Genomic DNA, 24698 nt, shown 5'->3' on the forward strand with positions numbered 1-24698 from the left:
CGGAATAGTTGATTGTTTGGTTCCAGGGCCTACTTGGGTCATCGGCTCGCAAGAGCGGGTCGAAGTCTCAAGTAAAGGAACCAAACCGATTATGTGTAAACGCATTTCATGCACCGGTTCGTCCGGTGACTTTTCGATCCGGGAAGCCGCGTGGATTCTCGGTAAGAGTGAGTTCGAGGTGTGCCGGTTGATTCGTGTGGGCGTGTTGCCCACGGTTCGCCGCCGGTCTCGGCTGGTCGTGCCTGCGTATGCGCTGGCGCGGCTGTTGCCCGCCCCTGGCGAGGGGAGGGCGCGATGAACGAGGAGGAGTTCTACGAGGAAGTAGCCGCCCGGCTTGATCACCTGGAAGGGGTGCCGACCGGGGCGCTGTTCGACCTGGTGACCGATCGGGGCGCGTGTATGTGGGTCGCGGTCGGTGCCGATGAGCCGGACTGGACTGGTGACGACGCTACCGACCGGGAGTTGGCCGCGCGCATCTGCGCGGGCTGCCCGGTCCGGGACGAGTGTCTCGAGCTGGAGTTCCGTACGGCCGGGTTCGCCACGCTCGGTGTGTGGGGAGCGCTCGCCGAGGACGACCGGCGGGCCGCCTACCTGGCGTGGCTGCTGCGTCGGGAAGGGGGTCAGCGATGAACCTCAACCTGACCCCGATGCAGTTGCTCGCCGCGCTGGGAGTGCTGCTGGTGCTGCTGTGGGTGTGGCGCGCGTCGGCGCGCCGTGCCAAAGCGGCGGCGGATGCGGCCCGGTCGGGTGCGCGGTTGTTGTCGCTGACCGGTCGTGTGGTGGTCGGTGCGGCGGTGCTGTCTGGTGTGCAGTGGATGGCGCTGACGTATCCGGGTGCGCATTGGCTGGTGCGGGTTGCCGCGCTGGGCCTGCCCGCTCTGGTCTCGTCCTACGCGCTGACACGGGCGCTCACGGTCACGGCGGTCGAGGTCCGGCGGGGTGGTCGCCGATGACCGCACAGACGACGAAACGGGCCGGGACGGAATCGGTCGAACACGTTGCCGCGCAGGTGGACCGGTTGTGCTGGTCCGGGATCTTGCTCGGGCTGGCGTTCACGATGACCAATGTTCAGCAGTTCGCCGCGAACGGTGCCCCCGCGTGGTCACTGACGTGGTGTGCGGCCTGGCTGCTGGACCCGATGGTGTCGGTGGTGCTGCTGGCGATCCTGCGGGCCGAGCAGGTCACCGCGCGGCACGGTGTTCGGACCGGTGGATGGGTGCGGGCCGCGAAGTGGTTCACGCTCACCGCAACCTATGTGATGAACACCTGGGAGGCGTTCACGGCCGGATCACCGGCGCTGGTGGTGCTGCACTCGGTACCGCCGCTGGTGGTGTTCGTCGCCGCCGAGGCGGTGACCGACCTGCGCGACAAGCTAGGCGAGGCCATGGCGGTGGCGTTCATGAACGCCCGCCTGTCGGCAGGCGCGTCGACGCCGACCACGCGCCGGGCGGGGCGTACGTCCTTCGCGGACTACCTAGACCGGGCGCGCAAGGCGCGCACGCCGGACACCACGGTGACGCCTGCCTGGGTGCGCGAGGTAACCGGGTGCTCGAGGGGCCTGTCCTCGCGGCTGGCGGCGACCCTTGCTGCTGAGGGGGGTGGTCGTCGATGACCACTCCGGAGAATCCGCAACAGCGGGACGGCTCTGTCCGGTCGGGACGGTCGGGCGAGTTGGTGCCTAAGGTCTACGACGGAGAGTTGGTGACCGACACGGACACCACGCCCGTGGACCGTCCGGCCGGGACCGTGGTGCGGCGCGTGGCGATCGAGTGCACCGGATATGTGGTGCGCCGGGTGCGCGAGTCGGAGCAGGTTGCGCGGTGGCGTTCGGTGGTCACGTACCGGGCGCGCAAGGCACCGCGCGACCTTGCTCGGCTGGTGTGGTTCTTGCTGCGCGGGCACGGCCGGTGGATCGCCAAAGCGTGGCACTGGGCCACACACGGCGACCTGCGGGCCGACGTGCGGGCCGCCCGGCTAGCCGGGGACCCGCAAGCCCGGCGGGAAGCACAGGAAGCCATCCGCGCGGACGCTCGGGCGCGCTGGGCCAAGCTCGGCATCGCGCTCCGCCGCACCGTGATCAGCACGGCGGTCGGGCTGGTCGTGCTGATCCTGTTGCGGCTGCTGGAAATGGTGTTCGACCGGGCATCCATGCCCGGCTGGCTGATCACGCTCTACCAGGTGCGTGACTTCCTGGGCGCGGCGGTCGCGGCGGTGGTGCCGTGGGTGGTCACGCTCGGGCCGGTCGGCTGGATCGTGGCGGCGGTATGGGAAGGCAGGGACCGCACGCCGGGTGCGGGCTGGCTGACCCAACCCGACCGCGACGACGCGGACTCGTGGGTGGACGAAAGGATGATCTCCCGCGCGCTCGCCCATCTCGGGATCGCACCGCTCAACGCGTTCTTCAAGAACGGCGGCGAGCTGGTCTACCTCACCCCCGCGCGCAAGGACGGAGATGGAACGTTCGCGCGGGTGCGGTTGCCGCTCGGGGTCACCGCGGACATGGTGGCCGACCGCCGCAAAACCCTCGCGGCCAACCTGGGCCGCGCGTCGCTGGAGACGTGGCCGACCAAGGGCGACGAAGACGGCGTGCTCGATTTGTGGATCGCCGACAAGGGCAAGCTTGGCGGCGGCGCGGGTGAGTGGCCGTTGCTCCACGACGGGACCGTGGACGTGTTCGAGGGTGTCCCGTTTGGACTGACGCAACGCGGGCTGGTCATCAACGCCCCGTTGATCGAGTCCAACTGGCTGACCGGTGGACGACCGGGCCAGGGCAAAACGTCGGCCGTGCGGACACTGGTGCTCGGTGCCGCGCTCGATCCGACCACGGAGTTGTGGGTGTTTGTGATGGGCGAAAGCCCCGACTTCGAACCCCTCGCGCCCAGGTTGAGCCGCTACCGGATGGGAATGGACGACAAGGTAGCCGCCGACGCCGTACAAGCCCTGCACGATCTCACCGAGGAGATGGAACGGCGCGGCCGGACGCTGGGCGCGCAGCCCGGACAGCCACCCAAGGTGTCGCGCAAGCTCGCCGACCGGAAAGGGCTCGGGCTGCATCCGCTGGTGTGTGCGATCGACGAGTGTCACGAGTTGTTCCAGCACAAGAAGTACGGCAAGCGGGCCGAGGAGCTAGCCGTGCGGTTGATCAAGCGGGGCCGCAAGTACGGGATCATTCTGCTGCTGGCCACGCAGTCGCCGACCAAGGACAGCATCCCCAAGGAGATCACCCGCAACATCTCGTGCGGGGTGGCATTCGCGGTCGCCGACCACATCGCCAACGACGGCCTACTCGGCGCGGGCCGCTACCGCGCGGGTATCCGCGCCACCGAGCTACGGATGAAAACCGACCGGGGTACGTGTGTCGCGGTTGGACTCACCGATGAGCCCTACGAACTGGTGCGCACCTTCTACGTGCCGTTCGAGGACGGGATCGACCTGGTAACCCCGATCGTCGCCCGCGCGATGGCGCTCCTGGCCGAGCAAGGCCGCGAACTGACCGCGACCGGCGAACCCGACACGGAGGAACCGCCGGTCGACCACCTGGCCGACATCGCACACGTGCTCGGCGGGGAGAAGCGGGTCCGCACGCAAACCGTGCTCGCCCGGCTCGCCGCGCACAACCCCGATGAGTACGAGGAGTGGACCACCCGCGACTTCGTCGCCGTGCTCCGGGAGTACGGCATCGAGCCGCGCAAGTCCGACGGGAACCGAGTCATCCGCGCCGAAGACGTCGCCGACGCGCTCACCCGACGGGCCGAAACGGGCAGGGAGGCAGACAGGGACCCGTCAGGGAGTCAGGGAGTTTTCCCTCCCGGCTCCCTGACCCAAACTCCCCGCGCTGACCTGGAGAAAGGCGGGTCAGGGACCCTAGGGAGGGGTAGCCGGGAGACACCGGAAACCCCCCGGAATCGCGGTGCGCGGGGTCAGGGTCCGGGGTCCCTCCCTGACACGGGCGGGGGTGGTGGCCACGACGACTAACCAGCCACCGACCACCCCCACCCCTACCCGGAGTCAAGGAAGTAGCGATGATCAACAAGTTCACGAGCGGGGAGCAGATCCCGAGAGCCACGGCGGCAACCGGCAACGGCCGGTCTCCACCCCGGGCGAGCATGGCGGCACGGAGGACACCAGCACTCAGAGCGTCCGGGTGCCGCAGCCGCGACGGGGCGACGGACGCGACGGCACCGTAGCGCGGTCCCAGACGGCCGTAGGACGCACGAAGGGGGGTGATCCCGACTCATCCCGGTACCAACAACGGACGATCGCTCCGGCGACGCTCACGGCAAGCCCAGACGGCGCGCTGTGGGTCACCGTTGACGGCGCGGATGTCCGGCAGTTGGCCGCCAGGGTTAGCGCGGTGTGCGACGTGCTGAACCCGTCACAGCCACCCCGGTAACGACCCGTCAACCGGGTTGGTGGTTGCTCGGCTGGCCCCAACGACAGAACCCCTCCACCACGTGGTGGAGGGGTTCTGTCGTTGGGTTGACCGAGTTTAGTTCTCGTCCGCGTTCGTTGTCTGGTCGAGTAGGTCTGTGATCTCTACCGTCTCGCCAGCATCGGCGGTCCGGTCGTACCATTCGGCGACTTCCGGCATTGCTTCCCGCCAACCGTCCGGCAGACGCCAGCGAGCCGACCACGTGCCATCGGGCCGTTTCTGTACCGCGAACTGGAACCCCAATTCAATCCACCTCAAGCGCCGGTCTTCCGACGACATTCCTTCTAGCTCTTCCTGCCAGGTCCGGTCGGTCGGAACCCATTGCACACCGCCCGGGTCGGCTGGAAGCGCCCTAAGCATGTCGATATCGGCCAGAATCTTAGCCCCGTCGTCCATAATCCGCCGCCGGTCTTCCGGCAACTTAGCCCGCGCAACCCCGGCCATCAGCTTGCCGTATTCCCGTTCCAGCTTCGCGATTTCGTTCGCATGGTTGGTTGGCGGCAACACAATACGCTCCCGAACCGGAACCATCGCAAAGATCTTGTAGAAAGCCTGCTCGGCCAACGGTTCTATTTGGTCCGCCCGCATGGACGGACCGTGTTTACGTGTCGGGCAATGCCAGTAGTGATTTTCGTACCTGGCAACAGTTCCATCCTTGCGGGTTCGTTTCGAGGTCGTTAATTGGTGCCACAGGGGCTCAAGGCATTCCGGGCACACCAGGACCCCGGAGAACGGGTAAGGCTGATTGCTGCCGCGTGTCTTCCGTCGCGCCTTTTCATCCAGCCGGGCGGAGATCTCCGCCTGTTCCGCAGGTTCGAAAATTCCGAACTCCACCAGGTCCGAGTGCTCCAGCAAGCGACGGAGCGGGGTGGTTGTCCATTCGTATCCCTTGAGTTCGACCGTTGCGGAGTCTTCCCCCCGCCGTTCCGCCGCGAGCTGCAATTGCCTGTCTCGTGGGGACACGACCTTGTTTTCCGTCAACCAGTCGCACATCTCGGTAAGACTCTTTCCTGTCCGCGCCATCTTGGAAAGCTTGTGCAGAATCTTGACCGCGTACGGATCAAGACCGAGAATCCAGCCACCCCCGGGCAACTCGACCGGCATGGTTCCATAAATGTGACCTTCCCCTGCCCAACGACCCGCTTCCTTAAGTCTCGCTTTCGCGTCACGGAAACGCTCTTTCATCCGTTCGCGTTCCATACGGGCGAACGCCGCAATCAGCGTGATCATGAACTCAGCCATCGAGTTACTGGAGTCGATACCTTCCGCAATGCAGACTAGCCGCTTCCCCCGAGCCCTTAGCCATTCCAGCAAGGTAAGCGCGTCCATCACGTTGCGAACCAACCGATCTAGCTTGGAAACAACCAACGTTTTCCACGGCATCGGGGGCGCATCGGACAGCCAAACCTTGAGCCCGTCACGCTTGTGGGGTTCCAAGTCCCCGGAAACGTGCAAGTCTTCCACGGTTTCGACAATCGGAACGCCATAAGCATTTGTCCATCGGTGCGTCTCGCGCGTCTGAACCTCGCTGGACGTGCTCTCGTCCGAAAAATGCGACTGCCGGATATAGCACAACGCAGCGTCGTCGTCCGGGGTGAACGGGACGACGGGTTGCCGGTCGCTAGCTTGCTTCTTCAACCGCCGCCGTTTCCGGGGTGCAGATGCGCTCATGGTCGGTATCCTCGCTGGTAGACGCCTGTATCGAGTGTAGTTGGTTGACCCACTTGGTGGGACCACGAGACCGAGAACAACTGGGCCGACGAGATCCCGGAAGCCAAGTCCGAGACGCCGGGCGCCGCGTTCCTCGAGCGCCGCAAGGCCGCCTTCCAGGCGTACTACGAGAACATGCCGCTGCGCCGCTCCGCGAAACCGCACGGCATCGACATGCGGCTGTACCGGCGCCTGCACTGGGGCGAACTGGCCACCTTCCACATGCTCGACACCCGCCAGTACCGCGACGACCAGGCCTGCGGCGACGGCGTCAAGGCCGGCTGCGACGCCCGCCTCGACCCGGCCCGGTCGATCACCGGCGCGGAGCAGGAACGCTGGATCGTCGACGGCTTCAACTCCTCGACCGCGCGCTGGGACGTGCTCGGCCAGCAGGTGTTCTTCGCCCAGATCGACCTCACCCCGGGCGCCGCCGAGGGCTACAACATGGACGCCTGGGACGGGTACAAGGCCAACCGCGACCGGATCGCGAAGGCGATGGGCCACTCGCGGGTCCGCAACGGGGTCGTGCTCACCGGGGACGTGCACCGGCACTGGGCGGCGGAGATCAAGGAGACCTACGGGTCCCCGGATTCCCGGGGCGTGGGCACCGAGTTCATCACCACGTCGATCACCAGTGGCCAGGACGGCAACGACGATCCGAACCAGGCGGTCCTGGACGAGAACCCGCACGTGAAGTTCCACAAGAACCGGCGCGGCTACATCCGGACCCGGTTCACCGCCAACGAGCTGCGCGCCGACTACCGGACGCTGCCGTACGTCACCAAACCCGGGGCGGCCGCCGAGACCGCGGCGAGCTTCGTGGTGGAGGACCGCAAGCCGATCCTGAACCGGGTCTGATCCGCGCTCGCGGGTGCGTCCGGCGGCCCGGACGCGCCCGCGGGGTCCGGCAGACGGCCGAATCGTCACACCGGCGGTGAGTTTCTTGTTAGGTTCTGGCCAAACCGAACAAGAAACCCAGGGGGCCGACTTGTCCCGTCGCTCGTTCCTCCGCCGCACGGCCGCGTTCGCCGCGCCCGTGCTGGCCACCGGATTACTCGTCGTGGCGCCCGCGCAGGCGGTGCCCGGCGATCAGCAACGCCAGCACGACTTCGCCGCCGCGGCGGCCGAGTTCGGAGTGCCGGAAAGCGTGCTGCTCGGCGTCTCGTTCCTCGAATCGCGCTGGGACTACAACGCGGGCACGCCGAGCACCGGCGCCGGATACGGCCCGATGCACCTCACCGACGTGCGCGCCGCGGGCTCGGGCAGCCATCACGACGAGGGCGACGAGGATCCCCGCGGGGACGACGCCCGGCCCGCGAAGCATCCGCACGACCCCGGCCCGGCGACGCCCGTCCCCGGGTTGCAGACGATCGACCTCGCGTCGTCGCTGACCGGGGTGACCCCGGACGTCCTGCGCACCGATCCGGCGCAGAACATCCGCGGCGGGGCGGCCGTGCTCGCCGACTACCAGCGGCGGCTCGGCGCGCGGAGCGATTCACCGGCGGGCTGGTACGGCGCGGTCGCCCGGTACAGCGGGGCCGGGGACACCGCCGCCGCGGCCGCGTTCGCCGACGAGGTGTTCGCGACACTGGCCTCCGGCGTCGCCCGCAGGACCGACGACGGCCAGTCGCTGCGCCTGCCGCCCGCGCCGGGACTCACGCCGCACCGCGACCAGCTCGCCGCCCTCGGGCTCCGGGCGACGGATCAGTCCACTGTGGAGTGTCCGCGCGGCATCTCGTGCGAATCGGTTCCCGCGCCGTACCAGGAAATCCCCGGCGGCTACGGCAACCACGACCTGGCGAACCGCCCGGACAGCCAGAAGATCGAGTACATCGTCATCCACGACACCGAGGGCACCTGGGACGGCGTGCTCAAGGCCGTGCAGGATCCGAAGTACGTGAGCTGGCACTACACCCTGCGCTCGGCCGACGGGCACATCGCGCAGCACGTGCCGACCAAGGACGTCCCCTGGCACGCCGGGAACTGGTACGTGAACTCGAAGTCGATCGGCCTGGAGCACGAGGGGTTCGCGGCGAAGGGCACCTGGTACACCGAGGCGATGTACCGCACCTCGGCGAAACTGGTGCGTTACCTCGCCGCGAAGTACCGGATCCCGTTGGACCGCAAGCACATTCTCGGCCACGACAACGTGCCGGGCACCACGCCCGCGACGATCAAGGGCATGCACTGGGACCCGGGCCCGTACTGGGACTGGGCGCACTACTTCGACCTGCTCGGCGCGCCGCTGCCGGGCTCGGACCGGCCGATCCACGACGTGGTCACGGTGAATCCGGACTTCGCGTCGAACCGGCCCGCGTTCACCGGTTGCGAGAAGCCCGGTGAACCGTGCCCGCCGCGCGGTTCGGCGTCGGTGATCCTGCACACCGAACCGCGCGCGGACGCCCCGCTGCTGACCGACGCCGGGCTGCACCCCGACGGATCGCCCACCACGATGGCGATTTCCGATCACGGCAGCCGGGCCGAGGCGGGCCAGCAGTACGCGGTGGCCGAGGTGCGCGGCGACTGGACCGCGATCTGGTACCTGGGCCAGAAAGGCTGGTTCCACAACCCGCCCGGGGCGCGGACCGCGCGGCCGTCGTTCGGGCTGGTCGCCGAGCCGAAGCCGGGCCTGGCCACCGTCCCCGTCTACGGCCGCGCGTACCCGGAGCCGGAGGCGTACCCGCCGAACATCCCGGTGCAGCAGCTCGCGCCGCTGCCGTACCCGTTCGCGGCGGGGCAGCGCTACTCCGCGGGGACACCCGTGGCGCCCGAGTACTACTGGACGAACTTCGACGCGTCCCGGAACAAGGTGGTCCGGGGCAAGACGCGGTACGTGGAGATCCAGCTCGGGCACCGGGTCGCCTACGTCAAGGCCGACGACGTCCGGCTGGTGCCCGCGTTCTAGACGGACACCGTCGACACGGGGAGCGCCGGGTTGGCCGAGATGTCCAAACTGGACTCCGGCCGCCCGGCCGCGACCACGTGCGCGCCGAGCGCGGCGATCATCGCGCCGTTGTCCGTGCACAGGCGGGGCCGCGGAACGCGCAGTTCGACGCCCGCCGCGGCACAGCGTTCGCGGGCCAGGGCGGACAGCCGCGAGTTCGCGGCGACACCGCCGGAGATCACCAGCGTGCCGATGCCCGATTCGCGCGCGGCGCGCACGGCTTTCGCGGTGAGCACGTCGGCGACGGCCTCCTGGAACGAGGCCGCGACATCGGGCACCGGGACCGGCTCGCCCCGGCGCTGCGCGCCCTCCACCCAGCGGGCGACCGCGGTTTTCAGGCCGGAGAAGGAGAAGTCGAACTTCGCGTCGCGCGGGCCGGTCATGCCGCGGGGAAACGCGATCGCGGCCGGATCGCCGTCCGCGGCAGCCTTGTCGATCGGCGGCCCGCCGGGATAGGGCAGTTCGAGCAGCCGCGCCACCTTGTCGTACGCCTCCCCGGCCGCGTCGTCCACTGTGGACCCGAGTTCGGTGATCGAGGAAGCCAGGTCGTCCACGCGGAGCAGCTGGGTGTGCCCGCCGGAGACCAGCAGCGCGAGGCACGGTGCGGGCAGCGGGCCGTGCTGCAGGGTGTCCACGGCGATGTGCCCGGCGAGGTGGTTGACCCCGTAGAGGGGAACGCCGAGCGCGGCCGCGTAGGCCTTGGCGGCGGACACCCCGACCAGCAGGGCGCCGGCCAGTCCGGGCCCGGCGGTCACCGCGATGGCGTCCACATCGGACAGTTTCAGCGCGGCCTTCTCGAAGGCGCGCCGCGTGGTGGGCACCATCGCTTCCAGGTGCGCGCGGCTGGCGACCTCCGGCACCACGCCGCCGAACCGGGCGTGCTGCTCGACGCTGGACGCCACCTCGTCGGCGAGCAGTTCGACCGTGCCGTCGTCGTGCAGCCGGACCAGGCCGACGCCGGTCTCGTCGCAGGAACTCTCGATGCCCATGATGATCCGGGACATCAGCGTGCCGCCCCTTCGGTGCCTGTCTGAGAACGCGCGGACGCGCTCGTGCCGCCGGGGCTTGACTTGGCAGAGTCTCTCACCCTCCGCTGCTCTGGCGAGCGGGCGGGCCGCATCATCGTGTAAGCGTCCGCCCCGGAGGGCTGGTAGTAGCGCTTGCGCAGCCCGACCCTGGTGAAGCCGTGCTTGTCGTAGAGCGCCAGCGCGGGTTCGTTGTCGGTGCGCACCTCGAGGAACACCGGCGCCGCGAGTTCGTCCGCGCGCTCGAGCAGCGCACGCAGCAGCGCGGTGCCGATGCCCCGGCCCTGGTGGTCCGGGTGCACGCCGATCGTGTGCACGCTGGCCTCGAAGTCGCCGGGACGCCCGGCCACCGCGAGCCCCGCGTACCCGGCGAGCTCGTCGTCCTCGGTCCGCGCGGCGAGGTAGCAGCCGCCCGCGTCCAATTCGGACTGGAAGGCCCAGGCGTTCCACGGGGAATCCCCGGGGAACAGCAGCTTCTCGATCTCCACGCAGCGGCGGATGTCCTTGCGCCGCAAGGGTTCGATCTTCATCGCGCGGTCACCTTCTTCGGCGCGCCGGGTTCGGCGGCATCCGGGCGGCGCAGGTAGAGCGGGGTGAGCGGCGCCGGTTCGGCCTCGGCGAGCAGGTTCGGGGCGGCCGCGGCGACCAGCCCGGCGGGGGTGGGGTACCGGGGGTCGATCGCGCGGGCGCCGAGCGCTTCGGCGTACAGCCGGGCACCGTCGCCCGCGGCCCGCGGGATGGCCGAGCCGACCTCGGCGGGCGGCCGCACGTGCGGCCCGTCGACGCGGGCGCCTCCGGCGTCGTAGGAGGCCCAGTACACCTCGCGCCGCCGCGCGTCGGTCACCACGAGGAACGGCTCGCCGCGGGGCACTTCCGCGGCGATCGCGTCCAGGCTGCACACCGGATGCGCGGGGATCCCGAGCGCGTCGGCGAGCGCGGCGGCGGTCGCCATGCCCGCGCGCAGGCCGGTGAACGGCCCCGGCCCGACACCGCAGGCGATCGCGTCCAGGTCACCCATGGTCACGCCCGCTTCGCGCGCCGCGTCCAGGACGTGCGGGGTGAGCAGTTCGCCGTGCGCACGCGCGTCCAGCGTGACGCGTGCGCCGAGCACGGTGACCCCGTCGCCGGACAGCGTGGCGATACCAGCGGTCACGGCCGGTGTCGAGGTGTCGAGGGCGAGAACTAGCACCTTTCGAGATTACGACGAGTAGATGTCCTACGAACGGGCAACCCTGTTCGAGTGACTCGCGTCTTGGGTAGATGCGAGGGGTTGGCAGCGGTTTTCCTTGCTCGCCAACAATTATCCATTCAGATGGAAGGAAAGTACTCTCCTCATGATCCCCACCCGGAAGGCATTCAGCTCCCTCGCCGTGGCCGGCGCCGCCGCCGCGGCTCTCCTGGCCACCGCGCCGACCGCGTCGGCCGGTCAGCCGGCGGAGTTGCGGCTGGACCGGACAACGGTGGCGTACGGCGAGGCGTTGCACGTGCTCGCCCGCTGCGACGAGGGCGAAACCCTCAACCACGTCGGTTCGGAGGCGTTCGTACCGACCGGCGACGACGGGCCGTACGAAGGGAACGGCGGCGTGGTCAAGTTCACTCGGTTCAGCGATGCGGGGGCCGAGGGCGACACCACGATCCGTAACGACATCGCGCCCGGCACCTACCACGTCGGCCTGCGTTGCGGAGGCGGCAACGCGGGCGGTTCCGAGATCACCGTGGTCGCGGCGCGCTGACGAACACGTCCGAAAGCCGCAGGGAACCGCGGAATCGCGCCGGAACGCGCCCCCGCTATCGCGGCGGCAGGGCGCCCCACCGCGAGGGCCGAGCGTGACCTCGCCCAGGAGCGCCCTGTCGACGTGATCGCGGAGCGAGTTCTCAGACAAGCGCTGACGTCGCATTCGCCTGACGGAAACGGGCCGCCGGAATCTTCGGCGGCCCGTTTTCGCTGGACTTGACGCCGGTGTCAACTCCTACCGTCGGCGTTCGAGGAGGCGTGATGCGGATCGGTGAGGCGGCGAGGCTCGCGGGGACCAGCACCCGGGCGTTGCGGTACTACGAGGCCCAGGGGCTGCTGACCGCGCGTCGCGAGGCGAACGGGCACCGCGACTACGACGAGACCGATCTCCGGCTGGTGCGGGAGATCCGTTCGCTGCTGGCGATCGGGTTCGCGCTGGAGGACACCCGGCCGTTCGTCGAGTGCCTGCGGTCCGGGCAGCCCAGCGGCGACGCGTGCCCGGCCTCGATGGCGGTGTACCGGCGGAAGATCGCCGAGATCGACGGTTGCGTCGCGCGGCTCCTCGAAGTCCGCAACCACCTCGCCGGGCAGCTCGACCGGCTCGGCGACACCATCGAAGGAGAACCATGATCATCGACGCCACCGACGAAGCCTTCGCCGACCTGGTGCTGAACGCCGAGGGCACGGTGCTGGTGGAGTTCTGGGCGACCTGGTGCCCGCCGTGCCGGATGCTCGCGCCGGTGCTCGAGGAGATCGCGACCGAGCTGGCGGACGTGCTGCGCGTGGTCAAGGTCGACGTGGACACCGAGACCGCCACCGCCCGCGCCGCCCAGGTCCTGGCCATGCCGACCCTGCACGTCTACGTCGGCGGCGAACTGGTCAAGACGATGACCGGCGCCGCCCCCAAAGCCCGCCTCCTCCGCGAACTCACCCCGCACCTCCCCCAGTTAGCCCGCTAAACGAGAACCTCCTCGCCGATCTCCCTGCCCCGCACCGGATCCCACCCACCGCGCTCTCGTTTAGCGGGCTAAACGAGAGCACCCCCACCCCGCTCGCCGTGCGCCCCAACGTGTCCTCAGTTAGCCCGCTAAACGAGAACACGCGTGCCGGGATCGGTGTGCCGCAGGGGATCCCGGGTAGGTGGCATCCGGTGTGGGTTCGGTCACGCCAGGGCCGGGGCCGTCCGGCCTAGGCTGGGCATGATCGGCACCCGAGAACCGAGGAGGCGCGAGGTGGCAGAGCGGTTGTTCCCGGCCTTGGCGGCGAGACCGGCCAAGGAGGCCCTGCGCTTCGGCGACCGGGGCCTCACCTACTCCGAACTCGCCGAGGTCGCCGGCGCCCTGGCCGGTGACCTGCGCGCGATCCCGGTCCCGGCGGATCGGCCGCCGCGGGTCGCGGTGTGGGCCACGCCGACCCTGCACACCAGCGTCGCGGTGGTCGCCGCGCTGCTCGCCGGGATCCCGGCCGTCCCGGTCAACCCCAAGATCGGCGAACGCGAGCTGGCGCACATCGTGGCCGACAGCGCCCCGGCCCTGGTCCTCGCCGAACCCGGGGTCGCCCTGCCGGAGCCGCTGGCCGCGCTGCCCCGCCACGACGTCGGCCTCACCGGCGAAGCGGGCGGCGAGCTCCCCGCCGAACCCGGTCCCGAGGCCCCCGCCCTGATCGTCTACACCTCCGGCACCACCGGCCCGCCCAAGGGCGTGGTGCTGCCCCGCCGCGCGATCGCCAGCACGCTGGACGCGCTCGAGGACGCCTGGCAGTGGACCGCCGACGACGTGCTCGTGCACGCGCTACCGCTGTTCCACGTGCACGGCCTCATCCTCGGCATCCTCGGCCCACTCCGCCGCGGCGGCACGGTTCGTCATTTCGGGCGATTTTCGATCGACGCGGTCACCGCTGAGTTGTCCGGCGCCGGGACGATGATGTTCGGCGTCCCGACGATGTACCACCGGATCGCCGAGGAGGTCGCCGGCAACCCCGAGCTCGCGCGGGCACTCGGCGCGGCCCGGCTGCTGGTTTCCGGTTCGGCGGCGTTGCCGGTGCACGACCACCAGCGGATCTCCGCGGCTTCCGGCCAGCAGGTGGTCGAGCGGTACGGGATGACCGAGACGCTGATGAACACCAGCGTGCGCGCCGACGGCGAGCGCAAACCGGGCACGGTCGGGCTGCCGGTGCGCGGCGTCGAGGTCCGCCTGGTCGACGAGTCGGGCGCGACCGTCGAGGTCAGCGACGGGGAGACGGTCGGCGAGATCCAGGTGCGCGGCCCGAACCTGTTCACCGAGTACCTCAACCGCCCCGACGCCACGGCCGAGGTGTTCGTCGACGGCTGGTTCCGCACCGGCGACATGGCGACCCGCGACGCCGACGGCTACCTGCGGATCGTCGGGCGCAAGGCCACCGACCTGATCAAGAGCGGCGGCTACAAGATCGGCGCCGGCGAGATCGAGAACGCGTTGCTGGAACATCCCGGCGTCGCCGAAGTCGCGGTGACCGGCGAGCCCGATCCGGACCTCGGCGAGCGCATCGTCGCGTGGGTCGTGCCGTCCGGGGAGCGTCCCGGTGAGCACGAACTCGCCGAGCACGTCGCCCGGCTGCTCGCGCCGCACAAGCGGCCACGCGTGGTCCGGTACCTGGATTCGTTGCCCCGCAACGATATGGGCAAGGTCCTGAAACGGGCACTGGATGCCTGATCCGCGCCTCCCGGCCCGTGCGGTGATCGACGCGGTGACGTCCGGCTTCACCGAGTTCGTCACTCCCGGTCACGACGAGTCCACAGTAGACGGTCCGATCGGATGGTCCGGTTACGACGAAGCCCGGCGACGGGCGGCCGAGCGCACCGGTGAACCCGAGTCGGTGGTGTGCGGGACGGGCAAGTTCGGTGACGTCGAGGCGACCGTGATCGCGTTCGAGTTCGGTTTCCTCGGCGGTTCGCTCGGCGGGCGCACCGGCGACCGGATCGAGGCCGCGTTCACCCGGGCGCGCGAGGCGCGGACGCCGGTGGTGTCGCTGATCGCCACCGGCGGCAGCCGGATGTACGAGGGGATGCGGGCGTTGTCGCAGTTGCAGCGCGTCGCCCGGCAGTCCGCGCTGACCCGCGCGGCCGGGCTCCCGCAGATCTCGGTGCTGCGCGATCCGACCACCGGCGGCGGCTGGGCCACCCTCGGCAGCGGCGCCGACGTCGTCCTGGCGCTGCCCGGGGCGCAGATCGGCTTCGCCGGTTCCCGCGTCCGCCCGCCCGGGGATCCGTACGCCTACACCGCCGAGGCGCAGCTCGAAGCCGGGCACGTCGACCGGATCGTGCCGACCGGCGAACTGGCCGAATCGCTGCGGCGGTGGCTGACCCTGCTCACCCGCGCACGCCGGGAACCGGCGGATCCGCCCGCGGCGCTCGGCGCGGCGAGCACGCCCGCGACCGGCTGGGACGCGGTGCGGCGGGCCCGCTCGGCAGAGCGACCGCGCGCCGACGCCTACCTGGACGCCTACTTCGACTGGCGCGAGGACATCGGCGGTGACCGCTGCGGCGCGGTGGACGCCGGGGTGACGTGCGGGTTCGGTTCGCGCGGCGGTGAGACGGTCGCGTACGCCGCGCAGCGCGGCACGGCCACCCTGCCCGCGGGGTTCCGGACCATGGCGCGGCTCTTCCGGCTCGCCGACCGGCTCGGCATCCCGGTGCTGACCCTGGTGGACACCCCGGGCGCCGCGAACGACGCCGCCGCGGAACGCTCCGGCGCCGGTGGGGCGATCGGCGAGGTGTTCGCGGCGGTGGCCGAGGCGCGGGTACCGGTCACCACGCTGGTGGTCGGCGAAGGCGGCTCCGGCGGCGCGCTGGCCCTGGCCGCGCCGGGCCGGACCTGGGTCACCCCGGACAGCTATTTCTCGGTCACCTCCCCGGAGGCGACCGCCGCCATTCTGAAACGCGACGCGGCCGAGGTGCCCTCGATCGCGAACCAGCTGCGGTTGCGGCCGCAGGATGTCGTCGAACTCGGTGTCGCCGAAGGAATTGTCGCTCCCCACCGGAATCCCTGACCAGACCGGCGAACTGTCCCGCACCGGCCAGCACCGAAAACGTCGGTGCCGCGCGGTATGTTTGAAATAGGGGGTCCCCCTTGCGCGATGAAGGGACCATTCACACCTTCCGAACCTTCCCCATTTTTCCCGGCAGGGCGCCGTCTTTCCGAGATCTTCGCGCGTACCGATCACCGGAAACCTTGTGTCACCTCGCGTTCGCAAACTGACGCGTTCGAGACATCGGCGGAAATGGTCCCTCGTTTTCTCTTGCCCCGACAGTTGTTCAAGTACTAGGAGGTACGTGTCGAAACACCTACCTTGTGAAAGGAAAGATGGGATGCGTTTTCCCAAACGAGCCCTCACCGTGACCGCCGCCTCGTTGTCCCTGCTGTTCGCCGGTGCGGGCGCCGCGTCCGCGGCCACCGAACCGGCGGTCCAGGTCACCGAGCAGAACGGTCAGTTCACCCTCTCCGCGCCGGTCACCGCCCAGGAGACCGGGTTCCGGCACACCTTCAGCAAGGAGGAGACCCAGTTCCTCTTCGACACCGCCAAGGCGGGCGGCGAGACCGCGGTCACCGCGGGCTGTCAGGTGCTCGTTCCGGCACCGGCGAACGCGGCCTGCCCCACGGTCGCCAAATTCTTCGTCGGGCTCGTGGCGAAGCCGTTCGAGCCCAAGGGCCGCTGCCTCGCGGTGTGGGCGGTCCTCGAGGAGCAGCCGCCGATCGGCGCCAGGTACGTCACCTGCTGACCAGCGGGGGCGCGTTCAGCCCGTCGGCCGCGCCCCCGCCAACCGGTCCGTCCAAGTGCCGTGCGGTTCGAGGGTGACCAGGCGGACGTCGTCGTCGCGGCGGGTCAGGCGGACCACCAGGTAGTCCGCGGACAGCCGCTCGGCCGCCCCCTCGCCCCATTCGACGACCACCGCGGACGCCTCCAGATCGGTGTCCAGGTCCAGGTCGTCCAGTTGCGCCAGGTCCCCGCCGAGCCGGTAGGCGTCCACGTGCACCAGCGGCACGCCCCGCTCCCCCGCCGGATGCACCCGCGCCAGCACGAACGTCGGCGAGCTCACCCGCCCGGAAACCCCGAGCCCCGCCGCGATCCCCCGGGTCAGCACGGTCTTCCCGGCGCCCAGCGGCCCGGCCAGCAGCACCAGGTCACCCGCGCGCAGCGAACGCCCCAGTTCCCGGCCGAACGCGACGGTGTCGTCCTCGGTCCGCAGTTCGTAACTCATCGGCGTGGCCACCACCAGACTCGGCGCGCGGGCACGATCCCGTCCACCCCGCACGCGCGTTGCAACAGATCGATCAGATGCGAATTCACCAGTTCGGGTTGTTCCAGCTGCACCATGTGCCCCGCGCCGCGCACCCGCACCAGTTCGGCGTCGGGCAGTTCCGCCGCGATGCGTTCGGCGTGCGAATACGGGGTGAACCGGTCGGAATCCGCCCCGATCACCAGCACATGCGCGTGCTTCAACCCCGCCAGCGCGGCATACCGGTTGTGGCTGCCCAGGGTGTCCACGAAGTTCACCAGCCCCCGCACCGGCGTCACGTCCAGCATCTCCAGCATGAAGTCCACCAGCCGCGGGCTCACGTCCCGGTCCCCGAACGCCAGCCGCCGCACCGCCTGCCTGGTCAGCTGGCCACCCGCCGCGCGCACGAACTCCACCAGCCCCGGCTGCCATTCGGCCAGCCCGCCCACGCCGCGGGTCAGCGGGTTGTACTTCGACAGCAGCGAACGCGGCAACCCCCGCGCGCCGACCTCCCCGGCCGCGGTCGCGATCAGCGCCACCGCCTGCACCCGGTCCGCGAACAACTCCGGATTCCGCTCGGCCAGCTCCATGATCACCATGCCGCCCATCGAGTGTCCGATCAGGACGATCGGACCGTCCGGGGCGACCGCGCGCAGCACGGCGTCCAGGTCGCGGGCCATCTGCTCGATCGTGCTGGTTTCCTGCGTCGCCGGACCGGACAGCCCGTGCCCGCGGTGGTCGTAGTACACCTGCCGCACCCGGGGCAGCCGCAGCGCGGCCAGATCCCGCCGCTGGAAGTGCCAGCTCCGCTGGGACAACGCGAACCCGTGCACGCCGACCAGGGTCACCTCGGCCGGGCCGCCGTCCTCCGGGTCGATCTCGGACACCGCCAGCGGCGTGCCGTCGTCCGCGGCCACGGTCGACGTCCGGTCCGCGTCCAGCGTGCCGAGCGGTTCGTCGCGCAGCGGATCCTCGTGGTGCCGCCGCTGCTGGGTGGCGATCGCGATCGCCGCGGCGGCGGTCCCGGTCGCGACCGCGCCGATCCCCCCGGCGATCGCGAGCAGGCGGCGCGACGGCCCGGTCACCCGGTTTCCCCCAGGTAGCGCCGCCGCACCCGCGGCCGGTACATCCCGGTCACGATCTCGTAGTCGATGGTGCCCAGGGTGTCCGCCCATTCCCGCGCGGTCGGCCCGCCCCCGGCGCCGTTGCCGAACAGCACGACCTCGGCGCCGACCTCGGGCTCGTCGTCGCCGCAGTCGACCACCAGCTGGTCCATGCACACCCGCCCGGCCACCGGGCGGCGCTTGCCGTCCAGCCACACGCTCATCCGCCCGGACAGCGTGCGCGGCACCCCGTCGGCGTATCCGGCGGGCACCAGCGCCAGCGTGGTGTCCCGCGGCGCGGTCCAGGTGTGTCCATAGGAGACGGACTCGCCCGCCGCGATCCGTTTGGTGAGCACGACCTGCGAGCGGAACGTCATCGCCGGGCGCAGATCCTCGGCCTGCGGCACCGGGTTCAGCCCGTACATCGCGATCCCCGGGCGCACCAGGTCGAAGTGCAGATCCGGCCGGGTCAGCGTGGCGGCCGAGTTCGCCAGGTGCCGCAACGGATCCAGGCCCGCCTCCCGGGCCACGTCGTAGGCCGCGGCGAACCGCTCGGCCTGCCGGTCGATCGACGGGTGCCCCGGTTCGTCGGCGCACGCGAGGTGCGACCAGATCGCCACCACGTCCACGTCCGGCTCGGCCGCGGCTTCCTTGCACAGCGCGGCCCAGCCCGGCGGCGGGCACCCGTTGCGGCACAGCCCGGTGTCGATCTTGAGGTGCACCGCGGCCCGGGCGCCCGCCCGGCTCGCCGCCTCGGCCACCCGGGCCAGTTCCGCGGGCGAGCTGACCCCCAGGTCCACGCCCGCCGCGATCCCCGGCGCGAAGTCGACGCCCGGGGTGTCCAGCCAGCTGAACAGCCGGGCGGTGATCCCGGCCGCGCGCAGCTCGAGCGCCTCGTCCAGGGAGCACGTGCCGAGCCAGCTCGCGCCCGCCTCGACCGCGGCCCGCGCGACCGGCAACGCGCCGTGCCCGTAGGCGTCGGCCTTGACCACGGCCATGGTCGCGGCGCCGGACCCGGTCGCCCGGGCAGCGAGCAGGGCCAGGTTGTGGCGGATCGCGTGCAGGTCGATGACCGTTTCCACGCGCGGGAGATCACCATTCATAACGCAGGCGATTCTCCCACGCCGGGAATTAGGGAACCCGCTGGCCGGTTGTGGCGGAGAACACGTGCAGTTCGTCCGGGCGGATCCGCAGGTGCAGCGTGTCGCCCATGGCGGGCGGGGTGCGCGGGTCGACCCGGGCCACGATCGTGGCGCCCTCGGCCTCCCCGTCCTGGGCGAGGCGGCCGTAGCAGTACGCGTCCGAGCCCAGCTCCTCCACCAGGTCCACGGTCACCGCGATGCCCCCGGTCCCGGCCTCGATGCGCTCCAGCGACTCCGGCCGGAAACCGAGCGTCACTGAATCGCCTTCGAGCGCGGCGATCGCCTCGCGCGGCAGCGGCACCGGGGTCCCCGACAGCACCGCACCACCCTCGGTCAGCGTCGCCGGGCACAGGTTCATCGCGGGCGAGCCGATGAACCCGGCCACGAACACGTTCGCGGGCCGCTCGTACAGCGCGCGCGGGGTGTCGCACTGCTGCAGCAGACCGTCCGAGAGCACCGCGACCCGGTCGCCCATGGTCATCGCCTCGACCTGGTCGTGCGTGACGTACACCGTCGTCACCCCGAGCCGCCGCTGCAGCGCGGCGATCTGGGTCCGGGTGGACACCCGCAGCTTGGCGTCCAAATTGGACAGCGGTTCGTCCATCAGGAACACCTGCGGTTCCCGCACGATCGCCCGGCCCATCGCGACCCGCTGCCGCTGCCCGCCGGACAGCGCCTTCGGCTTGCGGTCCAGGAAGTCTTCGATGTCCAGCAGTTTCGCCGCGTCGGCGACCCGCTTCTTGATCTCCGCCTTCGGCTTGCCCGCGATCTTCAGCGCGAACCCCATGTTCTCGCCGACCGTCATATGCGGGTACAGCGCGTAGTTCTGGAACACCATCGCGATGTCCCGCGCCCGCGGCGGCAGCTCGGTGACGTCCCGGTCGCCGATCCACACCGAACCCTCGTCGATGTCCTCCAGCCCGGCGAGCATGCGCAGGCTGGTCGACTTGCCACAGCCCGACGGCCCCACCAGCACCAGGAACTCGCCATCGGAGATCTCCAGGTCGAGCGCGTCGACCGCGGGCCGCTCGGCGCCCGGGTACCGGCGCGACGCCTTGTCATAGGTGATCGTGGCCATCGGGTTATTCCTCTCCTGTGCGCACTACGCTGTGCTCTTTCTCGCGGGCCGCGAAATGCCGTTCGCGGATCCGCTCGCCCGCCGCGATCTCGCCGTCGCCGGGCCCATCCAACTCGACTCGAGTGCTTCCCTGCCAGTGCGGGGGTTCGCCGCCTCCGGAAAGCGCCCACGCCGCCTGCCGCGCCGCGCCGAGCGCGACGTGCTCGGCCGGTTCGGGCACGACCACCGGAACGCCGAAGACGATCGGCGCCGCGGCCCGCACCGCGGCCGACTGCGCGGCGCCACCGATCAGCAGCACCCGCCGGACCGTGATGCCGTGCGCTCGCACGGCGTCCATCCCGGCGGCCAGCCCGCACAGCATGCCCTCGACGGCCGCGCGCGCCACGTTCTCCGGCGTCATGTTCGCCCGCCGCAGCCCGGACAGCGATCCGCTCGCCTCCGGCAGGTTCGGCGTGCGCTCGCCGTCCAGGTAGGGCAGCAGCGTGAGCCCGCCCGCGCCGGGTTCGGCGGCCAGCGCGAGCCGGTCCAGCCCGGCGAGGTCGACACCGAGCAGCCCGGCCGTCGCGGTGAGCACCCGTGCCGCGTTCAGCGTGCACGCCAGCGGCAGGAACCGGCCGGTGGCGTCGGCGAATCCGGCGACCGTGCCGGTCGGATCGGCGGCCGCGGTCTCGGCCACCCCGAACACCGTGCCGCTGGTGCCCAGCGACACCACCACGTCCCCCGCGCCGATCTCCAGCGCCAGCGCGGCGGCCATGTTGTCGCCGGTGCCCGCGGACACCAGGACGCCGTCCGGGGTGTGCCCGGCGGCCTCGGCGGGCCCGAGCACCTTCGGCGGTTCCGGGGTCCGCCCGCCGAACGCGAGCGCCAGCAGGTCCGGCCGGTAGACCCCGTCCGCGGGCGAGTAGTAGCCGGTGCCCGACGCGTCCCCGCGGTCGGTGACCGGCTCCGCGCCGCCGCCGAGCAGCCGCCAGGTCAGCCAGTCGTGCGGCAGCAGCACCCGGGCGACCCGGTCGGCGAGCTCCGGTTCGTGCTCGGCCATCCAGCGCAGTTTGGTGACCGTGAAACTGGCGACCGGCACCGAACCGACCGCCTCGGCCCACGCCTTCGGCCCGCCCAGCTCGGCGACCAGCTCCTCGGCGGCGGCGGCCGAACGGGTGTCGTTCCACAGCAAGGCGGGCCGCACCACCGCGCCTTCGGCGTCCACGGTGACCAGGCCGTGCTGCTGGCCACCGACCCCGATCGCCGAGACGCCGTCGAGCAGGCCGTCCGCGGCTTCGGTGAACGCCCGCCACCACATCCGCGGGGCGACCTCGGTCGCGTCCGGATGCGCCGCCCGGCCGCCGCGCACGACGTCGCCGGTGCGCGCGTCGCACACGACGACCTTGGCGGACTGCGTCGACGAGTCCACCCCGGCCACGAGCACCTGGCGGTCCATGGTCACGAGCCTGGCTGGACTTGCAGCTTGCGTCCAGAGCTCGCGCGAAACATGTCCAGTGCGTCCGGGTACCGGTCAAGGCCGAACGCGTGGCTGATCATCGTGTCCGCGTCCACCACGCCCCGCCCCATCAGCTCCACCGCGCGCCCGTAGCTGTGCAGCACGGCCATGCTCCCGACGATGGTGATCTCGTCGTGGTACACCCGGAACGGCGAGAAACTCGCGGTCGCCTCGGCGGGCGCCACCCCGAACTGCTGGTAGGTGCCGCCGCGGCGGACCCGGGTGAGCGCGTCCTCGATGGCCGCGACCACCTCGGTGCAGTCGATGACCACCTCCCAGCCCTGCGGCCGGTCGAGGTCGTCGGCGCCGGTCGCCACCGCGTCGGCGCCGAGTTTCTTCGCGGTCGCCAGCCGGTCGGCGTTGAGGTCGACGACCGAGGCCGAACCGGCGCCCGCGTGGCGGGCGAGTTGCAGCATGAGCAACCCCATGGTGCCCGCGCCGTAGATCAGGTAGTGCTCGCCGAGGCGGCGCGGCAGCAGGTCGAACCCGCGCACCGCGCAGGACAGCGGTTCGATCAGCGCCGCCTGGGCCACGTCCACGCCCGCGGGCAGCGGGTAGCAGTTGGCCGCGGGCGCGAGCGCGTACCGCGCGCAGGCGCCGTCGGTGGTCACCCCGATCGCGCCCCACCGCTCGCACAGGTTGCCCCGGCCGATCTTGCAGAAGTGGCAGGCGCCGCAGAACAGGGACGGGTCGACCGCCACCAGGTCGCCCTCGGCCAGCCCGGTCACGCCCGGGCCGAGCGCGGCGACCGCCCCGGCGAACTCGTGCCCCGGCACGATCGGGTAAGGCGTCGGCGCGAACTCGCCGTCCACGATGTGCAGATCCGTGCCGCAGATCCCGCACGCCGACACCTCGACCACGACCTGCCCGGGCCCGGGCGCCGGGTCGTCCACAGTGGACACCGAGACCTTGCCCGGTTCCTCGATCACGACCGCGCGCATGACTTCACCCTTTCGGTTTCCCTTCGGCCGCCACGACCCGCGTGCCGATCTCCCGCATGGCGCCGATTTCCTCGTCCGGCGTCTCGTCGTCGGTGATCACCAGGTCGTAGGCGCCCACGTCACCGTGCCCGTAGGTCGCGGTCTTGCCGAACTTCGAATGGTCGGCCACCAGCACGTTCCGGCTCGCCACGCGCAACGCGGCGGTCTTCAGCTCGGCGTAGTCGCGCACCGGGTGGTACAGCCGCCCGCCCGCGATCGCGGTCGCCGAGACGAACCCGATGTCCGCGTGCGTCCTGTCCAGCGCGGCGATGGTGTCCGGGCCGATGCACGAGTCGAACTCGGTGTAGCGGCCGCCCAGCAGGATCACCTCGGCCGTCCCGTCCTCGCCCCCGAGGATCCGCGCGATCTCCAGCGAGTTGGTGACCACCACCAGCCCGTCGAGCCGGGAAAGCCGGTGCGCCAACGGAAACAGCGTGGTGGAATCGTCCAGGAACACGGTCTGCCCGGCCCGGACCTCGGCGGCCGCGACGGCGCCGAGCGCCTCCTTGCAGTCCCGGTTCAGCCCCTCGCGGAACCGTTTCGCGGTTTCCATGGTGAGCGCCGGATACGCCGCGACCTTGCCGCGCAGCTTGCGCAGCAGCCGCCGTTCGGCGAGGTCGTCGAGGTCGCGGTGCATGGTCATCAGGCTCACCCCGAACCGCGTGGTGAGCTCGTCGATGCGCATCTCGCCCTGTTCGATGACCTGGCGCAGCACATCCTGCCGCCGCCGCTCCACCTCGGCGTCCGACGGCCTGGTCCGGCGCGCGCTATCCAACGCGCGCCTCCTGCGGCAGCACCACGGGTTTGATGACGGTCGTGTCCCGCGCGGCGACGGTCAGCGCCCGTTCCACCTCGTCCAGGCCGAACCGGTGGGTGACCAGGCGGTCCAGGTCGATCTCGCCGCCGGCGGCCAGCGCGATCGCGGTGGGCCAGGTGTTGGCGTAGCGGAACGTGCCGGTCACCTCGAGCTCGAAACCCTGGACGTGGGCCAGCGGGAGCGGGATCTCGTCGCCGCCCATCCCTATCAACACGACCCGCCCGGCGCGGCCGACCTGGCGGATCGCCTCGGCCGCCGCTGCGCCGACACCGGAACATTCGAGCAGGACGTCGGGTTCGTAGCCGGAGTCGGCGAGCTTCCCGGCCGACACGTCCACGGTTCCGGTCGCGCCGACCTCCCGGGCGACCTTGAGCCGGTTGGCGTTCACGTCGGTCACCACGACCTCGGTCGCGCCGAACGCCCGGGACGCCTGGGCGGCGACCAGGCCGATCGGCCCGGCGCCGGTGATCAGCACGCGGCTACCCGGGCCCACCCGCGCCTTGCGGCAGGCCCACACGCCGACCGACAGGGGTTCCAGCAGCCCGGCGGCCTCGTCCGACAGTGAATCCGGCACCGGGTAGGCGAAATCCTCGCGCAGCACCACGTATTCGCAGAACGCGCCGTCGATCGGCGGGGTGCCGAAGAACCGCATGCGCGGGCAGAGGTTGTACCGGCCCTGGGAACACTGCTCGCACACCGAGCACGGCACGCCCGGTTCGAGCGCGACCCGTTGTCCCGTCTCGTGTTTCGCCGCGTTCGCGCCCCGGCCGACGACCACGCCGCTCGGTTCGTGCCCGAGCACCAGGGGCGCGCGCACCACGTGGTCGCCGATCCGGCCGTGCTCGTAGTAGTGCACGTCCGAACCGCAGGTGCCGACCGCCTGCACGCGGATGAGCACCTCGTCCGGACCGGGCACCGGCACCGGCCGCCGCTCGGTCACCACGTCGTGGATTCCGTTCAGCACCGAGACTTTCATCGTCTCC

General features: G+C 70.9%; 22 protein-coding genes and 2 pseudogenes. 12 read left to right on the forward strand and 12 right to left on the reverse strand.

Annotation, left to right across the window (positions count from 1 at the left end; genetic code table 11):
• The first annotated feature begins 294 nt into the window (after positions 1 to 294).
• The 4 genes from FXO23_RS04820 (at position 295) to FXO23_RS04835 (ending at position 3975) form a co-directional block, all read left to right on the forward strand.
• On the forward strand, positions 295 to 630 hold the full coding sequence (locus tag FXO23_RS04820) for a WhiB family transcriptional regulator (protein WP_158881163.1): 336 nt from the start codon (positions 295 to 297) through the stop codon (positions 628 to 630).
• On the forward strand, positions 627 to 953 hold the full coding sequence (locus tag FXO23_RS04825) for a hypothetical protein (protein WP_158881165.1): 327 nt from the start codon (positions 627 to 629) through the stop codon (positions 951 to 953). The genes FXO23_RS04820 and FXO23_RS04825 overlap by 4 nt, the downstream gene beginning before the upstream one ends.
• Positions 950 to 1612, forward strand: coding sequence for a hypothetical protein (locus FXO23_RS04830; protein WP_246256910.1), 663 nt, complete (start codon positions 950 to 952; stop codon positions 1610 to 1612). Before FXO23_RS04825 ends, FXO23_RS04830 begins: the two co-directional genes overlap by 4 nt.
• A gap of 89 nt (positions 1613 to 1701) precedes the next feature.
• The gene (locus FXO23_RS04835) at positions 1702 to 3975 is read left to right on the forward strand and encodes a hypothetical protein (protein WP_179956685.1); all 2274 of its coding nucleotides are present in this window, start codon (positions 1702 to 1704) and stop codon (positions 3973 to 3975) included.
• Between the two features lie 514 nt (positions 3976 to 4489).
• Here the strand turns inward: FXO23_RS04835 and FXO23_RS04840 are convergent.
• A complete protein-coding gene (locus tag FXO23_RS04840) occupies positions 4490 to 6103 on the reverse strand; it encodes a recombinase family protein (protein WP_158881167.1) in 1614 nt (537 codons plus the stop codon).
• A 63-nt stretch (positions 6104 to 6166) separates the two neighbouring features.
• Here FXO23_RS04840 and FXO23_RS04845 point away from each other — a divergent pair.
• Both FXO23_RS04845 and FXO23_RS04850 read left to right on the forward strand, forming a co-directional pair.
• Positions 6167 to 7000, forward strand: a pseudogene (locus FXO23_RS04845) (alkaline phosphatase D family protein); the annotation flags it as partial.
• 130 nt (positions 7001 to 7130) lie between these two features.
• Positions 7131 to 9047, forward strand: coding sequence for an N-acetylmuramoyl-L-alanine amidase (locus FXO23_RS04850; RefSeq protein WP_158881169.1), 1917 nt, complete (start codon positions 7131 to 7133; stop codon positions 9045 to 9047).
• Here FXO23_RS04850 and tsaD read toward each other — a convergent pair.
• The 3 genes and pseudogenes from tsaD to tsaB form a co-directional block, all read right to left on the reverse strand.
• Positions 9044 to 10090, reverse strand: a complete 1047-nt coding sequence (gene tsaD / locus FXO23_RS04855) for a tRNA (adenosine(37)-N6)-threonylcarbamoyltransferase complex transferase subunit TsaD (protein WP_158881171.1) — start codon at positions 10088 to 10090, stop codon at positions 9044 to 9046. The two genes, FXO23_RS04850 and tsaD, sit on opposite strands and share 4 nt — an antisense overlap.
• An 89-nt stretch (positions 10091 to 10179) precedes the next feature.
• Positions 10180 to 10641: pseudogene (gene rimI, locus FXO23_RS04860) on the reverse strand (ribosomal protein S18-alanine N-acetyltransferase); the annotation flags it as partial.
• Positions 10638 to 11300, reverse strand: coding sequence for a tRNA (adenosine(37)-N6)-threonylcarbamoyltransferase complex dimerization subunit type 1 TsaB (gene tsaB / locus FXO23_RS04865; protein ID WP_158881175.1), 663 nt, complete (start codon positions 11298 to 11300; stop codon positions 10638 to 10640). The gene tsaB and the pseudogene rimI, both read right to left, overlap by 4 nt.
• Before the next feature lie 145 nt (positions 11301 to 11445).
• Between tsaB and FXO23_RS04870 the strand changes: the two genes are divergently transcribed.
• The 6 genes from FXO23_RS04870 (at position 11446) to FXO23_RS04895 (ending at position 16602) form a co-directional block, all read left to right on the forward strand.
• Positions 11446 to 11844 carry a hypothetical protein gene (locus FXO23_RS04870; RefSeq protein WP_158881177.1) on the forward strand — a complete coding sequence of 133 codons (399 nt, stop codon included), beginning with the start codon at positions 11446 to 11448 and terminating at the stop codon, positions 11842 to 11844.
• Between the two features lie 263 nt (positions 11845 to 12107).
• Positions 12108 to 12476, forward strand: coding sequence for a MerR family transcriptional regulator (locus FXO23_RS04875; RefSeq protein WP_158881179.1), 369 nt, complete (start codon positions 12108 to 12110; stop codon positions 12474 to 12476).
• Entirely contained in the window at positions 12473 to 12805 is a 333-nt protein-coding gene (trxA, locus tag FXO23_RS04880) for a thioredoxin (protein WP_281356472.1), read from the forward strand. Before FXO23_RS04875 ends, trxA begins: the two co-directional genes overlap by 4 nt.
• A gap of 273 nt (positions 12806 to 13078) precedes the next feature.
• Positions 13079 to 14536 carry an acyl-CoA synthetase gene (locus tag FXO23_RS04885; protein WP_179956686.1) on the forward strand — a complete coding sequence of 486 codons (1458 nt, stop codon included), beginning with the start codon at positions 13079 to 13081 and terminating at the stop codon, positions 14534 to 14536.
• Complete coding sequence (locus FXO23_RS04890) at positions 14529 to 15872, forward strand: carboxyl transferase domain-containing protein (RefSeq protein WP_158881183.1); 1344 nt, start codon at positions 14529 to 14531, stop codon at positions 15870 to 15872. The genes FXO23_RS04885 and FXO23_RS04890 overlap by 8 nt, the downstream gene beginning before the upstream one ends.
• Before the next feature lie 319 nt (positions 15873 to 16191).
• Positions 16192 to 16602 (forward strand): hypothetical protein, encoded by a 411-nt coding sequence (locus FXO23_RS04895; RefSeq protein ID WP_158881185.1) that lies wholly within the window; start codon positions 16192 to 16194, stop codon positions 16600 to 16602.
• A 15-nt stretch (positions 16603 to 16617) separates the two neighbouring features.
• Here the strand turns inward: FXO23_RS04895 and tsaE are convergent, their stop codons facing one another.
• From tsaE to FXO23_RS04935, 8 genes are read right to left on the reverse strand one after another with little or no spacing between them, the layout of a single operon-like run.
• Complete coding sequence (gene tsaE, locus FXO23_RS04900) at positions 16618 to 17082, reverse strand: tRNA (adenosine(37)-N6)-threonylcarbamoyltransferase complex ATPase subunit type 1 TsaE (protein ID WP_158881187.1); 465 nt, start codon at positions 17080 to 17082, stop codon at positions 16618 to 16620.
• The gene (locus FXO23_RS04905) at positions 17079 to 18164 is read right to left on the reverse strand and encodes an alpha/beta fold hydrolase (RefSeq protein WP_158881624.1); all 1086 of its coding nucleotides are present in this window, start codon (positions 18162 to 18164) and stop codon (positions 17079 to 17081) included. The genes tsaE and FXO23_RS04905 overlap by 4 nt, the downstream gene beginning before the upstream one ends.
• Before the next feature lie 17 nt (positions 18165 to 18181).
• Entirely contained in the window at positions 18182 to 19306 is a 1125-nt protein-coding gene (gene alr, locus FXO23_RS04910) for an alanine racemase (RefSeq protein WP_158881189.1), read from the reverse strand.
• Between the two features lie 28 nt (positions 19307 to 19334).
• Positions 19335 to 20423, reverse strand: coding sequence for an ABC transporter ATP-binding protein (locus tag FXO23_RS04915; RefSeq protein ID WP_158881191.1), 1089 nt, complete (start codon positions 20421 to 20423; stop codon positions 19335 to 19337).
• Positions 20424 to 20427: 4 nt separating this feature from the next.
• Positions 20428 to 21858 carry a xylulokinase gene (gene xylB, locus FXO23_RS04920; RefSeq protein WP_158881193.1) on the reverse strand — a complete coding sequence of 477 codons (1431 nt, stop codon included), beginning with the start codon at positions 21856 to 21858 and terminating at the stop codon, positions 20428 to 20430.
• Between the two features lie 2 nt (positions 21859 to 21860).
• Positions 21861 to 22859, reverse strand: a complete 999-nt coding sequence (locus FXO23_RS04925; RefSeq protein WP_158881195.1) for a zinc-dependent alcohol dehydrogenase family protein — start codon at positions 22857 to 22859, stop codon at positions 21861 to 21863.
• A 4-nt stretch (positions 22860 to 22863) separates the two neighbouring features.
• Complete coding sequence (locus FXO23_RS04930) at positions 22864 to 23673, reverse strand: DeoR/GlpR family DNA-binding transcription regulator (RefSeq protein ID WP_246256913.1); 810 nt, start codon at positions 23671 to 23673, stop codon at positions 22864 to 22866.
• Positions 23666 to 24691: an NAD(P)-dependent alcohol dehydrogenase gene (locus tag FXO23_RS04935; RefSeq protein WP_158881626.1), complete on the reverse strand. Its 1026-nt coding sequence runs from the start codon at positions 24689 to 24691 to the stop codon at positions 23666 to 23668. Before FXO23_RS04935 ends, FXO23_RS04930 begins: the two co-directional genes overlap by 8 nt.
• Between the last annotated feature and the right edge of the window lie 7 nt (positions 24692 to 24698).

Origin of the sequence: Amycolatopsis anabasis (assembly GCF_009765355.1) — a bacterium.
GTDB lineage: Bacteria > Actinomycetota > Actinomycetes > Mycobacteriales > Pseudonocardiaceae > Amycolatopsis > Amycolatopsis anabasis.

Coding starts and splice junctions, on each gene's coding strand:
- FXO23_RS04820 (WP_158881163.1), top strand. CDS start 295: ATGAACGAGGAGGAGTTCTACGAGGAAGTAGCCGCCCGGCTTGATCAC.
- FXO23_RS04825 (WP_158881165.1), top strand. CDS start 627: ATGAACCTCAACCTGACCCCGATGCAGTTGCTCGCCGCGCTGGGAGTG.
- FXO23_RS04830 (WP_246256910.1), top strand. CDS start 950: ATGACCGCACAGACGACGAAACGGGCCGGGACGGAATCGGTCGAACAC.
- FXO23_RS04840 (WP_158881167.1), bottom strand. CDS start 6,103: ATGAGCGCATCTGCACCCCGGAAACGGCGGCGGTTGAAGAAGCAAGCT.
- tsaD (WP_158881171.1), bottom strand. CDS start 10,090: ATGTCCCGGATCATCATGGGCATCGAGAGTTCCTGCGACGAGACCGGC.
- FXO23_RS04870 (WP_158881177.1), top strand. CDS start 11,446: ATGATCCCCACCCGGAAGGCATTCAGCTCCCTCGCCGTGGCCGGCGCC.
- FXO23_RS04875 (WP_158881179.1), top strand. CDS start 12,108: ATGCGGATCGGTGAGGCGGCGAGGCTCGCGGGGACCAGCACCCGGGCG.
- trxA (WP_281356472.1), top strand. CDS start 12,473: ATGATCATCGACGCCACCGACGAAGCCTTCGCCGACCTGGTGCTGAAC.
- FXO23_RS04890 (WP_158881183.1), top strand. CDS start 14,529: ATGCCTGATCCGCGCCTCCCGGCCCGTGCGGTGATCGACGCGGTGACG.
- FXO23_RS04895 (WP_158881185.1), top strand. CDS start 16,192: ATGCGTTTTCCCAAACGAGCCCTCACCGTGACCGCCGCCTCGTTGTCC.
- tsaE (WP_158881187.1), bottom strand. CDS start 17,082: ATGAGTTACGAACTGCGGACCGAGGACGACACCGTCGCGTTCGGCCGG.
- alr (WP_158881189.1), bottom strand. CDS start 19,306: ATGAATGGTGATCTCCCGCGCGTGGAAACGGTCATCGACCTGCACGCG.
- FXO23_RS04915 (WP_158881191.1), bottom strand. CDS start 20,423: ATGGCCACGATCACCTATGACAAGGCGTCGCGCCGGTACCCGGGCGCC.
- xylB (WP_158881193.1), bottom strand. CDS start 21,858: ATGGACCGCCAGGTGCTCGTGGCCGGGGTGGACTCGTCGACGCAGTCC.
- FXO23_RS04925 (WP_158881195.1), bottom strand. CDS start 22,859: ATGCGCGCGGTCGTGATCGAGGAACCGGGCAAGGTCTCGGTGTCCACT.
- FXO23_RS04935 (WP_158881626.1), bottom strand. CDS start 24,691: ATGAAAGTCTCGGTGCTGAACGGAATCCACGACGTGGTGACCGAGCGG.